The following is a 15,267-nucleotide window of genomic DNA, read 5'->3' as shown; positions in this document are numbered from 1 at the left end:
CTGGTCAGTCATAGTCAAGGCTGGGCAGCGGTCATCGCCTCGAACAATCGGCGTACGCCGGTCGACCACGTCGGGTCCTCCGCATACTTGCGATTGATCCAGGCGAGCGCCTCCGTCCCCGGCGGACGGTCGCGCGCCCAGCGCAGCACCGTGCGGGCGGCGATCTCCGCCGAGTCGTCGATCGTCGTATTGTACCTCTGCCAGCTATAATATACATTAAATGGATTGTTGGCGATCCGCTCCGCCTCCGGATGATCGCGCGGCACGAAGCCCTGCTCCTGACCGGCGATCGCAAACAGCAGCAGCGGATGGATATCGTAGCGCCAGGCTGTCGTCATCATCGCGCTATAATACGGCTCGTCCGCGAGCAGCGAATGCCGCCCCGTCAGATAGGCCTGCAGCGCCGCCTCATCGACAGCGACATAACGCAGCTCGTCCGGGAGTTCATTGACGATGCCCTCCGGCAATGCCGGCTGATAGTGGAAGACGAGCGGCGTCCGCAGCTTCAGCGCCTCGGGCAGCTCGCGCAGGACCGCAGTCGGCGCAGTCAATCGAACATAGAGCAGCGCCGCTGCGACGACCGCCACGCTGAGCATGGCGTATCCGAGCAGCGCCAGCCACGGCCGATGCCGAGTCGTCCGCTCCGCTATGTCCGCAGTCTGGCTCGCAGCCGACTCGATGGCAGCCTGCTTCACCTCCGCCATCACGTCCGACCACCGGCACGCCTCCGGCGCCGCGCGATAGCCCGCGATCAGCTGTCGCAGCCGACGTTCTGGCAGCGTAGTGCCGAGTCGTCGCTCCAGCCAGCCGCTCAAAGCCTGCACCTCTTGTTCGCCTGGCTCCACGAGCTCAGCCAGACAGGCCTGCCAGATGTCCTCGGCGCGCACCGGCCGACGCTCGCCGAGCACCTGCTGCCGGATGAGCGACGAGGCGATCGTCTGCCGCTGTCGCGCAGGCAGCTCAGGCAGCTCGCGCAGGACGACGCGCCGGATCGCATCAGCGATGATCTCCGGCTGCCGCTGCGGCGAGCCGGCGTATTTGTACTGGACATAGCTCCGTATCCTCTGCAGCTCTCCAGATGTCAGGATCGTTGCTTCGCTCTTCACCGAAGCTGCCCCCTCTCAACCCGCGTATCGTCAGCCCGCAGCCTGACGGATGCGGGACTGCATCGTCGGACTTTCGATATAGGCAGTGATTTGCACCTTCTCCTCCGACGTGAACTGGTACTCGCAATCGATCTCCTCATCCTGCGGCACGATCTGGGCGATCTGGCCCTGATGCGTACAGATGACCAGCGCGGTCAGATCGATCAGATCTGCCGGCGTCTCGTCCGAGCCAGCCGCCAGCTCGAAGCGCAGGACGACATCGATCCATTGCTCGTTGCGGCGCTCCAGCCTCGCGTCGAAGCTCGCGAATCGCAGGTGACTCACCTGCTCCGAGCCGTACTTTATCATGCATGCTCACCTTTCTCTCATTGCTGCGGTCCATCCCCGCCTATGCGTCCTTCCCATTATAACCCGAATGGATCATTTGAGAAATCCTCTTGTATGTTCGGCGGCAATATAAAAAGCGCCCGAAGGCGCTTTTCGTCCGAACTCGCTCCGCATATGCCGCTTATGGCAATACAGTCGAGCCCATCAAATATTTATCCACTTCCCGGGCCGCTTCCCGGCCCTCGTTGATCGCCCAGACGATCAAGCTTTGACCACGACGCATATCGCCAGCAGCGAACACTTTGTCCACATTCGTCGCATACTTGCCATAAGCTGCTTTGACATTTGATCGACGATCCTGGTCCAGTCCGAGCTGCTCGACCAGCGTCGTCTCCGGTCCATCGAAGCCGATTGCGATCAGCACCAGATCAGCAGGCCATACCTGCTCTGTGCCTGGCAGCTCCTTGTAGATCTTGCGGCCGTTCTCGTCGATATAACGCTCGATTTGTACGGTGTGCAGCTCCTTCAGGTTGCCATTCTCATCGCCGACGAACTTTTTGGTCAGCACGGAGAATGCGCGCGGGTCGGAGCCGAACATCGCTTTGGCCTCTTCCTGCGCATAGTCAAGCGTGTACACATGCGGGAATTGCGGCCACGGGTTCGTGATCGGATCGCGCTCCAGCGGCGCCTTGGCGACAGTGCCGAATTGCGTAATCGACTTGCAGCCGTGACGGAGCGCAGTAGCCACGCAGTCAGTGCCTGTATCGCCGCCGCCAATCACGATGACGTTTTTGTCCTTGGCGGAGATATAGTTGCCGTCCTCGAGGTTCGAGTCCAGGTAGCTCTTGATCGTGCCATTCAGGTAGTCCATCGCCAGATGCACGCCGTTCAGCTCGCGTCCTTCGATCGCGACCTCGCGCGGCTTGGTCGCGCCGCCACACAGGACGACGGCGTCGAAGTCATCGACGAGTTGCTTCGCTTCGATATCCTTGCCGATCTCGGTGTTCGTGACGAACTCGATGCCTTCGGCAGCCAGGATGTCGACGCGACGCTGGACGACGCCCTTGTCGAGCTTCATCGTCGGGATGCCGTACATGAGCAAGCCGCCGATCCGGTCAGCGCGCTCGTACACCGTCACGTTGTGACCGGCTTTGTTGAGCTGAGCGGCGGCAGCCAGACCGGCAGGACCGGAGCCGACGACAGCGACGCGTTTGCCCGTGCGGATCTCCGGCGGGTGCGGCACGACCCAGCCTTCCTCGAAGCCCTTGTCGATGATCGCTTGCTCGATCGACTTGATCGTCACCGGATCGCCGATCAGACCGACGGTACAGGAGCCCTCGCAAGGCGCAGGACAAGCGCGGCCGGTAAACTCGGGGAAGTTGTTCGTCTTGTGCAGACGATCGAGCGCTTCCTTCCAGCGACCGCGATAGATCAAGTTGTTCCACTCGGGGATCAGGTTGTTGACCGGGCAGCCGGAGACCGAGCCTGCCAGCTCGATGCCGGTATGGCAGTAAGGAGTGCCGCAGTCCATGCAACGCGCGCCCTGGGTGCGTAGTTGCTCTTCCGACGTGTGCAGATGGAACTCTTCCCAGTCCTTGATCCGTTCCAGCGGATCGCGGTCTGCAGCGAGCTCGCGTTTATATTCCATAAATCCAGTTGGTGTAGACATGATCGCTTTCCTCCATCCGTTAATGCGGGCTATACGTCCTTACTGATAAGGACCGATTTACACTATAATACAATATCTTAGCCTGTTACATATCGATCAGGAATGGATTATCCGCATAATCATTTGCACTCTACTGCCATTCATTCGGATTATTCAGAGGAATGAGGCCGTCGCGTGTACGTCGTATAGTAATAATCATAAGGATTGCGCTCATCGCGGACGCCCTTGGTCCGCTCGGTCATCTCCCACTCATCAAGGCTGAAAGCCGGGAAGTACGTATCCCCGTTGAAATCCTCGTCGATCTCGGTCAGCAGCAGCCGATCGGCATAGGGTAGGAAGAGCCGGTAGATCTGCTCGCCGCCGATGATCATCAGATCCTCGCCGCGCAGCGTCTCCAACGCCTCCTCGACGGAGCGCACTACCTCGCAGCCTTCTTCCTGTAAGTCTATGCTACGGGTGAGGACAACGTTGCGCCGGTTTTTGAGCGGGCCGCCAAATGATTGCAGCGTCTTACGTCCCATGACCACCGTCGTGCCGGTCGTCGTCCGCTTGAAGAAGGCCATATCGTCGGGAATCCGCCACGGCAGCTTGTTGTCGATGCCAATCGTCCGGTTGCGGGCCATCGCGGCTATCATCGTAATCGTCATGTGGGCCTCCTGTTAAGCAGCTATACGGAGACGGTCGCCTTGATGGCCGGATGATGCTCGTAGCCGATCAATTCGAAGTCTTCGTAGCGATAGTCAAAGATAGAATCGGGCTTGCGCTTGATGACCAGCTTGGGCAACGGCAGCGGCTCGCGGGTGAGCTGCAGCTTCACCTGCTCGAGATGGTCGTTGTAGATATGCACATCGGCCCCCGAATAGATCAGCTCGCCGGGCTCCAGATCGCATTGCTGCGCGATCATATGTGTGAGTAGCGCGTATTGCGCCAGGTTAAACGGCAAGCCCAGGAATGTGTCGGAGGAGCGCATCGTGAACATGCAGGACAGCTTGCCCTTGGCAACGTAGAATTGGAACGTGTAATGGCATGGGGGCAGCTTCATATGGTCGATCTCGGCGACATTCCAGGCGCTGATCAGATGGCGACGCGAGCTCGGGTTATTGCGGATGCTCTCGACCACGCCCGCGATCTGATCGATCCGCTTGCCCTCCGGCGTCTCCCAGGCCCGCCATTGCGAGCCGTAGACCGGGCCGAGATCGCCGTTCTCGTCCGCCCATTCATTCCAGATGCGGACGCCATTCTCCTGCAAGTAACGGACATTGGTATCGCCGCTCAGGAACCAGAGCAGCTCATGGATGACCGATTTCATATGGATGCGCTTGGTCGTGACGACCGGGAAGCCTTGGGACAGATCGTAGCGAAGCTGGCGACCGAACACCGACAACGTCCCGGTTCCGGTCCGGTCGCTGCGCGCCTCGCCGTTCTCCAGTATATCGCGGAGCAACTCAAGATACGATTTCACACGGACACCTCTTTACTTTCATTACTCTTATTATCATACCATAGCCACTGTGGACGGAGCGACACTTTTTGCAACGACGCCATGCATTTCCAACACGCTTCACGCAAGGTAAAACAGCCGATCACTATGCGATGACCAGGGCTGCGCCGCCCTCCCGGGAGCGTCCAAAGAAGTGTGCAAGGGGGGAGAGTGAAGAATAAGCTATTGCCCCATGGCGACAGCCTAAACAAACGAAAATTTCTTTCGTTACTCCAGCCAAACGCGCCCACTTCGGCCTTACAACGAAAGTTTGTTTCGTTACTCCACCCGATCAGCCCAACTCCGGCTCCCCAACGAAAGTTTCTTTAACTTTCTTTCGCTATTCCGCCAACAAACGACGTGAAGCTACAACGAGCAGTTCCCAAGCCGGGAGACAGCGTATCACGCTGCCCGCCACTGCTTGGGAACCCATTGCTAACCTATAGCGCAAGCTCTATCGCTTGCCTTATTCTTGCCTTATTTTTTGACGAAGGTGTGGATCGGATGGCCAAGCGCAACCTCTGCCGCTTCCATCGGGATCTCGCCCAGCGTCGGATGCGCGTGGATGGTGAGCGCGATATCCTCAGTCGTAGCGCCCATCTCGATCGCCAGACCCAGCTCGGCGATCAGGTTAGAAGCTTCCAGGCCGGCGATTTGCGCGCCGAGCACCAGACCGCTGTCGGCGTCGGAGACGATCTTCACGAAGCCTTCGGTTGCATTAAGCGACAAGGCGCGTCCGTTGATGTTGAACGGGAAGCGGCCGATTTTGACATTGTGGCCTTTGTCCTTGGCTTCCTTCTCGCTGTAGCCTACGCTCGCGCACTCCGGATCGGAGAATACGACCAGCGGAATGCACTTGTAATCAATCTTGCTCGGCAGTCCCGCGATGGACTCGGCTGCCACTTTTGCTTCGTACGAAGCTTTGTGAGCGAGTGCCGGACCAGCGACGATATCGCCGATCGCATAGATATGAGGGATGCTCGTGCGGCCTTGATCGTCGACTTCGATGAAGCCGCGGTCCGTCATCTTCAGATCGATCAGGTCGAGGCCCAGCTCGCCGTCGGTGTTCGGACGACGTCCGACCGTGACGAGCAGGTAATCGGCGGTCAGCTGCTTCTCTTCGTCGCCGACAGTAAAGCTGAGCGTCACGTCATTGTCGGTCTGCTCTGCGCTGTTCGCTTTGGCCCCGGTGAAGATCTCCACGCCCTGCGCTTTGAGCTTCTTCTCGACGAGCTTGGACATCTCGGCGTCGAAGCCGGCCAGGATCGAGTCGAGACCTTCGACTACGGTTACCTTGGTGCCGAACTTGGAGTACATCTGACCAAGCTCGATACCGATGTAGCCGCCGCCGACGACGATCATGCTCTTCGGCACTTCAGGCAGCGAGAGCGCGCCGGTCGAGGAGATGATCCGTCCGCCAAACGGGAACGGCTTCAGCTCGATCGGACGCGAGCCGGTTGCGATGATGCAATGCTTGAAGCGGTAGCGCGGCGACTCTTGGTCGTTGAAGACGCGCGCTTCGTTTTCGTTGATGAACATGACTTCGCCGTTAAAGTAATCGATTTTGTTCGCTTTGAGGAGCGAAGCAACGCCGCCGGTCAGCTTCTTGACGACGCCGTCCTTGAACTCCTGCACCTTGCCGAAGTCGACGCTAACATCGCTGGCATTGATACCGATATCTGCTCCGTGAGAGATCGATTCGTATTGATGCGCCGCCGAGATCAGCGCTTTGGACGGGATACAGCCGACGTTCAGACAGACGCCGCCTACTTTTTCCTTATCGACCACGAGCACCTTTTGACCGAGCTGCGCGGCACGGATCGCAGCGGTATATCCGCCAGGACCGGCTCCGATTACTAATGTGTCAATATCCAGGGAAGCATCGCCTACTACCATGGTGACTTACACCTCCATTACGAGCAGCTCGGGATCAGCGAGCAGTCGTTTGATATAGTTCATGCAGTTCTGAGCCGTCGCACCGTCGATGAGACGATGGTCGAAGCTGAGGGACAACGCCATGACCGGAGCGGCGACAATTTCGCCGTTTTTGACGACCGGCTTCTCGGAGATACGTCCAGTGCCGAGGATCGCTACTTCCGGGAAGTTGATGACCGGCGTGAAGAACATGCCGCCAGCGGAGCCGATGTTGGAGATCGTCATCGTGCCGCCCTTCATCTCGTTCGGAGACAGCTTGCCGTCGCGCGCTTTGACCGCCAGGTCCATGATGTCGGCAGCGATCATCCAGATGCTCTTGCGGTCCGCATCGTGGACGACAGGTACGACGAGACCGTTGTCGGTGTCGGCAGCGATACCGATGTTGTAGTACTTCTTGTACACGATCTCCTGATTCGCTTCGTCGAGCGTCGAGTTCATGATCGGGTACTCGCGCAGCGCTGCCACGAGCGCCTTCACGATGAATGGCAGGTAGGTCAGCTTGACGCCTTTTTTCTCAGCCATCGGCTTGCCTTTCGTACGCAGCTCGACCAGCGCGCTGACGTCGACTTCGTCCATGATGGTGACATGCGGCGCGGTGTAGACCGATTTGACCATCGCTCCGGCGATCGCTTTGCGGATACCTTTGAACGGCACACGCTCCTCCGGACGGTCGCCCTGAGGCACGGCAGTCTTCGGCTTCGCTTCGCTCTTGCTCTCAGCCGCCGCTTCCTGCGCCTTCGCTTCAGGAGCTGCAGCTCCGCCGCCCGCTGCGAATTGGTCGATATCCTCGCGTGTGATGCGACCGTTTTTGCCGGTGCCTTTGACCTGCGACAGCTCGACGCCCTGTTCGCGGCCATACTTACGTACGCTTGGAGTAGCCAGGATTTGCGCTTTGCCAGCGTCGTCCGCACCCTTGTCAGAGGAGCCATCCGCTTTATCGGCCGATGCCGTTTCCGAGCCTTTCGTTTCCGGCAGCTCGGTTTTCTCAGCTTCCTTCGCTTGCTCAGGCGCAGCTTCAGGCTCGGGTGCTGGCGCTTGATCCGGCACGTCGCCTTCAGCGTCGATGATCGCCACGACGTCGCCGACATGGCACACTTGGCCGTCCTTGACGAGCACCTCGAGCACTTTGCCTTCTACAGGACACGGCACTTCGACGATCGCCTTGTCATTTTGTACGTCCATGATAATATCTTCGTCGGTCACTTTATCGCCTGGCTTGATGTGGATCTTGACGATCTCACCTTCATGCAGGCCTTCTCCCAGCTCTGGGAACCGGTATTCGAATTTGGCCACCTGGATTACCTCCTTACTTAATGTGCAAGCTTTTATAAAGCGTGGTGGACTGCAAGCCTGCGGGCAACGGATCGTTCTTCCGATCGCTGTTGTCCCCAGATTTGTGGATTAGATAAGCCCCGTTAGCGGGGCAAATCCGGGGACAAAGGCGAGCGCTTCGCTTCTACAGAACGATTCCGTGCCTCTTAGGCCAGGTCCACCAATCTTTTAAAACTCCAGCGTTTTGTTAACCGCATCGATAATACGCTTCGGCGATGGGAGCCAGGCGTCCTCGATCTGGGCGAACGGATAGACCGTGTCCGGACCGGCGACGCGCAGCACAGGCGCCTCGAGATGCAGGATCGCTTTCTCGTTGATCTGGGCGATGATCTCGGCGGCCGCGCCGGAAGTTTTCTGCGCTTCCTGGACGACGATCGCGCGATTGGTCTTCTGGATCGATGCGACGATCGTGTCGATATCGAGCGGCAGCAGCGTGCGCAGATCGATAACCTCCGCCTTGATGCCGGATTTCTCGAGCTCCTCCGCAGCCTTGACCGACGAGTGAACCATCATGCCGTATGTCAGGATCGTAATGTCGCTGCCCTCGCGGACGACGTTGGCCTTGCCGATCTCGACAGTATAGTCCTCCTCCGGCACCTCGGCGCGGAACGCATGGTACAGGTTGAGATGCTCCATGAAGAAGACCGGGTCGTTGTCGCGGATCGCCGCGATCAAGAGACCCTTGGCGTCGTAAGGATTGGATGGGATGACAACCTTGATGCCCGGCGTCTGGATCGCCAGACCTTCGAGCGAGTCGGTATGCAGCTCGGCTGCCTTAACGCCGCCGCCGAACGGCGTGCGGAAGACGATCGGCGCGTTGTAGCGGCCGCCGGAACGGTAGCGCATGCGAGCCGCCTGGACGAACATCTGGTCGAGCGCTTCATAGATGAAGCCGACAAACTGAATCTCGGCGACCGGACGGAAGCCCTGGATGCCCATGCCGACTGCAAGACCGCCGATTGCGGATTCCGCCAGCGGCGTATCGAAGACGCGCTCTTCGCCGAATTTTGCTTGCAGTCCTTCGGTTGCGCGGAATACGCCGCCGACCTTGCCTACGTCCTCGCCGAATACCAAAACGTTAGGATCCTTCTCGAGCTCGACGCGCATCGCGTCGCGGATCGCTTCTTTCATATTCATTTGAGCCATGATCGCTGGTTCCTCCTATTCGAAATCGGCTTTTTGCTCTTGCAGATGCTGCGGCGTCGTCTCGAACATCGAATCGATCAGACCGCCCACTGTCATCTTTTCCGTCGCTTCAGCCTTTTTGATTTGTTCGTTGACCGTTGCCTTTGCTTCTTCCTTCACGCGAGCGGTATCCTCATCGGACCACAGACCCTTGCTCTCGAGGAATTTGCCGAAGCGAACGAGAGGATCCTTCAGGCTCCATTCCGCTTCTTCGTCTTTGGTACGGTATTTGGAGGTGTCATCCGCCATCGAGTGCGGACGGAACCGATACGTCAGGATTTCGATCAGCGTTGCGCCTTCGCCGTTACGGCCGCGCTCAGCTGCGTCCTTCACCGCTTTGTATACGGCGAGGATGTCCATGCCGTCGACCTGCACGCCCTTGATGCCTGCGGCTACCGCCTTGTGAGCGATCGACTCGGCTGCAGTCTGCTTCTCGAACGGCGTCGTGATCGCGTAGCCGTTATTTTGGACCGCGTAGATGACCGGCAGCTTGAAGACGCCAGCGAAGTTCAAGCCTTCGTAGAAATCGCCCTCGGACGAACCGCCGTCTCCGGTATACGTAATCGCGACGCGCTTCTCGCCCTTCTTCTTGAAGGCCATCGCCACGCCAGTCGCGTGCAGGATCTGGGCGCCGATGATGATCTGCGGCATCAGCACATGCACGTCCTCCGGAATCTGGCCGCCGTGCTGGTGGCCGCGAGAGTACAGGAACGCCTGATACAGCGGCAGGCCGTGCCATACGATCTGAGGCATATCCCGGTAGCCCGGGCAAACAAAATCGTCCTTGTTCAGCGCGTACTCGCTGCCTACCATCGATGCTTCCTGACCGGAGACCGGCGCATAGAAGCCGAGACGGCCTTGACGGCCGAGATTGACAGCGCGCTCGTCCCAAGTGCGCGTGAATACCATACGGTACATCATTTCTTTCAATTGCTCGTCTGTCAGCTCCGGCATCAGGTCCGGATTGATGACTTCGCCTTCTGGAGACAGTATGGATAGCGGGGTAACCGGCTCCACCTGAACTTCGTAAGGGAGTTTACTCATTTTCACGTTCACCTCGATAAGATATTTGAATATCTACTTTCGCTGTTATAGAATTATTATAAACCTGTTTACCGAAAATGGTCAAAGCAAAATTCGGAAAAACCGTTGTTTTTTCTAAACTTTTGACGATTTTCAGGATGACAATGTTTATAATACAGCCTTTGAAAAGATGTATAACAGAATGGTACAACTTCATCAAAAATTCACGAATGGTGCATGTTTCCTCCCTATTGTTTACCCATCGGCCATGCAAACCATTCAGAGACAAAGGAGATTGCCAGATGAGCGACAACCAACCCGCCAAGCGCACCATTCTGAAAGACAAGGTCGAATCCCGTCACTTGCCCGAAGGCGAGCGCGGACTTCGTCTATACCTGCCCCCCGGCTACAACGAAGTGCTAAGCTATCCCGTCATTTACTGCCAGGACGGCGAAGACTTCTTCAACTTTGGCCGGATCGCGACGCAAGCCCATGAGATGATCCTCAGCGGCGAGCTCGAGCCCGTCGTTATCGTCGGCGTCGACGTCGACAAATCGGTGCGCACCGACGAATATGCGCCTGACGGCGAACGTCATGATGCGTATGTACAATTTTTCGTCGAGGAAATGATGCCTTACGTCGCCTCACGCTATGCGGTGCGCTCCGAAGCCGACCAGATCCTGCTCGCCGGCGATTCGCTGGGTGCGACGGCCAGCCTGCATATCGCGCTCAGCTATCCCGGCAAGTTCAAGTATCTGCTCTCGCTCTCTGGCGCTTACTATCCCGCCTCGCGCAACATCGTCGCTGCGTTGGCGCCCGGTGCGCTCGATTGGCTCCATGCCTACATGCTGGTCGGCTTGCAAGAGGATGCCTACGAGACGGACCGCGGCATCTACGACTTCGTCTCGCTCAACCGTTCCATGAAGCGTCTGTTCGAGGAGAAGGGCGCCGAGCTTGTCTACTACGAGCGCGACGGCAAGCACGTATGGGGCTTCTGGCAGAAAGAAGTGCCGGCGGCGCTCGCCTGGTTCAACGAGCAGGCGTTGACTTGAACAGGCTCGGACTACATCGACCGAAGGCGGTGTAGCCGCAGCTTATCGCTGAGCGATATGTCGCTCCGCCTTGATCCGCTCGAGCAGCCGATCGCATCCCGCCTCCACCATCTCGTACACCTCGTCGAAGTTGCCCGTGTAGTACGGGTCCGGCACATCCGGGACGCCGCGCTCCGGCAGCAGCTCCATGAAGGTCAGGACGGCGGGACGATCCGGCGGCTCGCCGGACGGCAGCCACTGGGCGATATCGGCGCGGTTGCGCGTGTCCATGCAGACGATATAGTCATAATCGCCATAGTCCGCCTCGCGAAATTGACGGGCGGTCATCCCGTCCCAGCCGATGCCGTGCCGCTGCAGCAGCTCCTGCGTGCCGGCATGCGGCGGTTTGCCCAGATGCCAGTCCCCGGTCCCGGCCGAATCGACCGCCACCTCGCCCTCCAGCCCGGCTTGTCGGATCTTCTCGCGCAGCACTGCCTCCGCCATCGGCGAGCGACAGATGTTGCCCAGGCATACGAATAATACGTTAATCATCGAGTCTTCTCCTTCTTGCTGCGTCGTATTGCGCGGCGCGGCGGCTCCGCGATGCCGGCCTCCAGCTTCAGCGAGCGCTTGGGCAGCTTCCACTTGTAGTATACCGACAACATCCGCATCGTAATAATAAACATGAACAGTACCAACAGTTGCACCGGCGTCTCGAACCAGCCGAGTCCGACGCCCAGCCCCCCGAGCATCGCCCACACCGCGTAGATTTCCTCCCGCAGCACAAGCGGCTTGCGCCCAGCCAGCACATCGCGGATCATGCCGCCGCCGATGCCGGTAAGCATCGCCGCGACGACGACAGCGCCGAGCGGCACCCCCATGTCGACAGCGGCCAGCGCGCCCTGGATCGCAAAGGCCGAGAGGCCGATCGCATCGAAGAACACCTCGCCGCGCTTCCAGCGCAAGATCCACTTGGCCGGCATGAGGAAGAACAGCGACATCGCGATGATCGCCGTCTTCAGGAACAGACCTTGATTCCACAGGCTCGTAACCGGCACGCCGATCAGGACGTTGCGGACGACGCCGCCCCCGAAAGCGGTGACATAACCAAGCACGAACACGCCCAGTATGTCGTACTCTTCCTCCATAGCGACGATCGCGCCGCTGACCGCAAAGGCGATCGTGCCGATAATGCTGAACCAACTAAAAATATCCAAATCCATTGCGCTAACTGCCCCGCTTCCTGCAAATCTGACGCCTGCTCTTCTATATTAAGGAACGGCAGGCTGTCCCACCCCGTCATTTTTCATTGTAGTGATAAGTCTGCCTCCGCGCAAGCATGGTCACCGCCCTATTCGACAAGAAAAGGCTGATGACCCGCGTCGGCGCTGGTCAACAGCACGCCCAGCCATTATACTTATTACATGCGTGTAAGCGCCTTAATCCTAATCTACTCATAAAGGGGATGAAACGAGATGTCTCTGAATCGACGAGCCGTCATCTTCACCGGCGGCGAATTGGGCTACTGGGCCCTCAAACTGCTCCGGAAGGACGACTTCCTGATCGGCGCCGACAGCGGTGCCCTCTACCTGATCCGCAACAACCATCGACCGGACCTGGCGATCGGAGACTTCGACTCAGTCAGCAACAGTGAGCTGACCTACATTCGAGAAGGCAGCCATCGGACGGAGGCGGTCGATCCGGTCGACAAAGACCACACGGACACCGAGCTAGCCTTCCGACGCGCCCTCGACCTGCAGCCGACGCAGATCCTGCTGCTAGGCGCGCTGGGCGGCCGACTCGATCATACGCTGGCCAATCTGCATCTGCTCGTGCAAGCGCATCAGCGCGGAGTCCCTGCCGAGATCGCCGACGAGTACCAGACGATCTCCATGGTCGTCGATCATGCGATCATCGAGGCCAGCGATCGCAGCTATGTGTCGCTGCTGCCGCTGACCCCGCAAGTGAGCGGCATCCGGCTCACGGGCTTCCAGTATCCGCTTGAGGATGCCACGCTCTCGATGGGAGAGTCGCTAGGCATCAGCAATCGATTGATCGCCCCGCAGGGCGAAATCGAGGTCTACGACGGATGGCTGCTCGTCATCCAGGCCAGCGATTCACTCGCCAAGCGCTTCTAGCAAGCCTAACTGCGTTTCCCCGGCTCCTCCCCGCTTTCGATCGACGCGCCCTCGATATATTTGCGAGACATTTGCTTCCGCAGCTTGCGCGTCTCTTTTGCATCAAACACGATGGACAGATCATAATCTTCCGGATAGAGCTCGGCCGCCGAGATTTGCAGCGTCAGCCGCTTCTGGTTGTACGCCAGCTTGCGCCCCTGGACTTGCACGATGACCTCTCCGCGCGGATCCGGTCCCTTATAGACAATCCCGATGCAGCCGAGCGGATGCACCCAGACGCTGTCCCCTTGCCGTAGCGTCGGTTGTGCCGTCGGTCGACCGCCGCTTCGCGTCGCTGCCTTCACGGCATCCTGTTCGTCATCAGGCCATTCGTCTTCCGTCGGCTTCGCCGCCGACATCTGCGCCGTGTCAGGCCACGCCCCGCTCCGCGCTGTCTGCAGTCTCGCCTCGGCTCTGCGCAGCACGCGCGCCGGCAGACCGTAACGGGCGGCGATTGCCAACGCATGGCTCTCTCCCGCTGCGCCCATCTCCAGCCGGTATAGCGGCCGTAACGACTCCGGGTCGAATGCCATTCTCGCATTGCGGCAGCCCGGCGTATTCGCAGCGTACGTCTTGATCTCATTGAAGTGCGTCGTCGCTACTACTCTCGTCCCTCGCTCCGCCAGCTCCTCCAGGATGACGATCGATAGCGCGATGCCTTCGGCAGGGTCGGTGCCCGCCGCCAGCTCATCGAGCAGCACCAGCGTTCGACCGCTCGCCCGCGCCAGCATCGCCGCCACCGCCGAGATGTGCGCGGAGAAGGTGCTCAGCGATTGGGACATGCTCTGTCCATCTCCGACATCGGCGAAGACGAGGTCGAACACGCCAAGCTCGCTCTGCGGATCGACCGGCACGAGCAGCCCCGACTGCATCATCATCGCGAGCAAACCTACCGTCTTGAGGGCGATCGTCTTGCCTCCGGTGTTGGGGCCGGTGATGATGAGCTGACGCACCGTATCGTCCAGCCGGAGACTGAGCGGTACCGTCCCCTCCCCGAGGAGCGGATGGCGCGCGCCGCGCAGACGCAGGATCGGCGCGTCCATCAGCCGTGGCAAGCAGCCTTGCTGACGCACTGCCAGCTTCGCTCTGGCGAAGATAAAGTCATATTGCGCCATCGTCTCCGCATTGGCCGTCAGCTCGCGATGATGCGCATCCACCAGCGACGAGAGCTGCGCCAGGATGCGGCTCTCCTCTTGCGCTTCCTCGCTCTGCCACGACGACCACTCGCCATGTGCGGCGACGACCTCCTGCGGCTCGATGAACAGCGTCTGTCCGCTCGCCGATTCATCCAGCACCGCGCCCTTCACTTGCTTGCGGGCCGATCGCTTCACCGCGAGCACATAGTGGCCGCCGCGCTGGCTGACGACCAGCTCCTGCAGGCTGTCGCGATGCTTCATGAGCGCCTGGTCGATCCTCCGCCTCACCTGCTCCTCTGCCGTCCGCAGATGTCTGCGGATGCGCCCGAGCTCCGGCGATGCTTCATCGGTGATCTCGCCGTACCGGATGCTCGTCTCGAGCGTCTCGCGCAGCTGCGGACAGGACTCCATCCGCTCGGCATAGCCGCCGAGATACAGTGCTCGCTCAGCCTTGTCGGCCATGTAGCGCTGCATCTGCCTGACCGCCTGCAGCCATGCGGCGAGTTGCTCCAGCTCCTGGCGGCCATAGATGGCGCCTTTGCCGAGCAGCTCCAGCAGCGGGTCGACGCCGCTCATCGCGGATAGCGGCACGCTCGCCCCGCTGTCGATTAGCTGACGCGCCTCCTCCGTCTCGATCAGCAACGACCGCACGCGAGTATACTCCGAAGCAGGCCGGAGCGCGCGGGCCAGTGCTGCGCCGCGCGGCGACACCGTCTCGGCGGCGAGCAGCTCCAGCAGTTGATCATAGTCCAGTTGGGTCATCGTGTGGCGATCTATCGTTTCGTTCGTTAGTTTTGTCATCGTTATTAGCCTCCAGGGTCGTTTTGGGTACGGGGAGCGTCGGACCACAACATCGAGTAGGCCTA

The 15,267-nt window shown here is 59.5% G+C and carries 14 protein-coding genes; 2 read left to right on the top strand and 12 right to left on the bottom strand.

What is annotated here, in order from left to right; all coding sequences use genetic code 11:
* Window positions 1-14: 14 nt before the first annotated feature.
* The 9 genes from PA598K_RS20955 to pdhA all read right to left on the bottom strand — a co-directional run bounded on the left by PA598K_RS20955 (window position 15) and on the right by pdhA (window position 10,078).
* Complete coding sequence (locus tag PA598K_RS20955; protein ID WP_128658840.1) at window positions 15-1,106, bottom strand: hypothetical protein; 1,092 nt, start codon at window positions 1,104-1,106, stop codon at window positions 15-17.
* Window positions 1,107-1,136: 30 nt separating this feature from the next.
* Entirely contained in the window at window positions 1,137-1,454 is a 318-nt protein-coding gene (locus tag PA598K_RS20950) for a hypothetical protein (RefSeq protein ID WP_128658839.1), read from the bottom strand.
* Between the two features lie 160 nt (window positions 1,455-1,614).
* On the bottom strand, window positions 1,615-3,102 hold the full coding sequence (locus PA598K_RS20945; RefSeq protein ID WP_128658838.1) for a glutamate synthase subunit beta: 1,488 nt from the start codon (window positions 3,100-3,102) through the stop codon (window positions 1,615-1,617).
* Between the two features lie 149 nt (window positions 3,103-3,251).
* Window positions 3,252-3,749 (bottom strand): dihydrofolate reductase, encoded by a 498-nt coding sequence (locus PA598K_RS20940; RefSeq protein ID WP_128658837.1) that lies wholly within the window; start codon window positions 3,747-3,749, stop codon window positions 3,252-3,254.
* Window positions 3,750-3,769: 20 nt separating this feature from the next.
* Window positions 3,770-4,564 carry a thymidylate synthase gene (gene thyA, locus PA598K_RS20935; protein ID WP_128658836.1) on the bottom strand — a complete coding sequence of 265 codons (795 nt, stop codon included), beginning with the start codon at window positions 4,562-4,564 and terminating at the stop codon, window positions 3,770-3,772.
* A gap of 495 nt (window positions 4,565-5,059) precedes the next feature.
* Entirely contained in the window at window positions 5,060-6,478 is a 1,419-nt protein-coding gene (lpdA, locus tag PA598K_RS20930; RefSeq protein WP_128658835.1) for a dihydrolipoyl dehydrogenase, read from the bottom strand.
* Window positions 6,479-6,484: 6 nt separating this feature from the next.
* Window positions 6,485-7,810, bottom strand: a complete 1,326-nt coding sequence (locus PA598K_RS20925) for a dihydrolipoamide acetyltransferase family protein (protein ID WP_128658834.1) — start codon at window positions 7,808-7,810, stop codon at window positions 6,485-6,487.
* A gap of 207 nt (window positions 7,811-8,017) precedes the next feature.
* Window positions 8,018-8,995 carry an alpha-ketoacid dehydrogenase subunit beta gene (locus PA598K_RS20920; RefSeq protein ID WP_128658833.1) on the bottom strand — a complete coding sequence of 326 codons (978 nt, stop codon included), beginning with the start codon at window positions 8,993-8,995 and terminating at the stop codon, window positions 8,018-8,020.
* Window positions 8,996-9,010: 15 nt separating this feature from the next.
* A complete protein-coding gene (gene pdhA, locus PA598K_RS20915; protein ID WP_128658832.1) occupies window positions 9,011-10,078 on the bottom strand; it encodes a pyruvate dehydrogenase (acetyl-transferring) E1 component subunit alpha in 1,068 nt (355 codons plus the stop codon).
* A gap of 281 nt (window positions 10,079-10,359) precedes the next feature.
* Here pdhA and PA598K_RS20910 point away from each other — a divergent pair, with 281 nt between their 5' ends.
* Entirely contained in the window at window positions 10,360-11,109 is a 750-nt protein-coding gene (locus PA598K_RS20910; protein ID WP_128658831.1) for an alpha/beta hydrolase, read from the top strand.
* Window positions 11,110-11,151: 42 nt separating this feature from the next.
* On the opposite strand, the gene PA598K_RS20905 is transcribed toward PA598K_RS20910, so the two are convergent.
* Together PA598K_RS20905 and PA598K_RS20900 are read right to left on the bottom strand one after the other, a co-directional pair.
* Window positions 11,152-11,640, bottom strand: a complete 489-nt coding sequence (locus PA598K_RS20905; protein ID WP_128658830.1) for a low molecular weight protein-tyrosine-phosphatase — start codon at window positions 11,638-11,640, stop codon at window positions 11,152-11,154.
* On the bottom strand, window positions 11,637-12,311 hold the full coding sequence (locus tag PA598K_RS20900; RefSeq protein ID WP_128658829.1) for a trimeric intracellular cation channel family protein: 675 nt from the start codon (window positions 12,309-12,311) through the stop codon (window positions 11,637-11,639). The genes PA598K_RS20905 and PA598K_RS20900 overlap by 4 nt, the downstream gene beginning before the upstream one ends.
* A 252-nt stretch (window positions 12,312-12,563) precedes the next feature.
* Between PA598K_RS20900 and PA598K_RS20895 the strand changes: the two genes are divergently transcribed.
* Window positions 12,564-13,226 carry a thiamine diphosphokinase gene (locus PA598K_RS20895; protein WP_128658828.1) on the top strand — a complete coding sequence of 221 codons (663 nt, stop codon included), beginning with the start codon at window positions 12,564-12,566 and terminating at the stop codon, window positions 13,224-13,226.
* 5 nt (window positions 13,227-13,231) lie between these two features.
* Here the strand turns inward: PA598K_RS20895 and PA598K_RS20890 are convergent, their stop codons facing one another.
* On the bottom strand, window positions 13,232-15,202 hold the full coding sequence (locus tag PA598K_RS20890) for an endonuclease MutS2 (RefSeq protein WP_260405521.1): 1,971 nt from the start codon (window positions 15,200-15,202) through the stop codon (window positions 13,232-13,234).
* Window positions 15,203-15,267 lie beyond the last annotated feature (65 nt).

Origin of the sequence: Paenibacillus sp. 598K (assembly GCF_003851045.1) — a bacterium.
GTDB lineage: Bacteria > Bacillota > Bacilli > Paenibacillales > Paenibacillaceae > Paenibacillus_D.
This window is presented reverse-complemented; position numbering and strand designations above follow the sequence as displayed.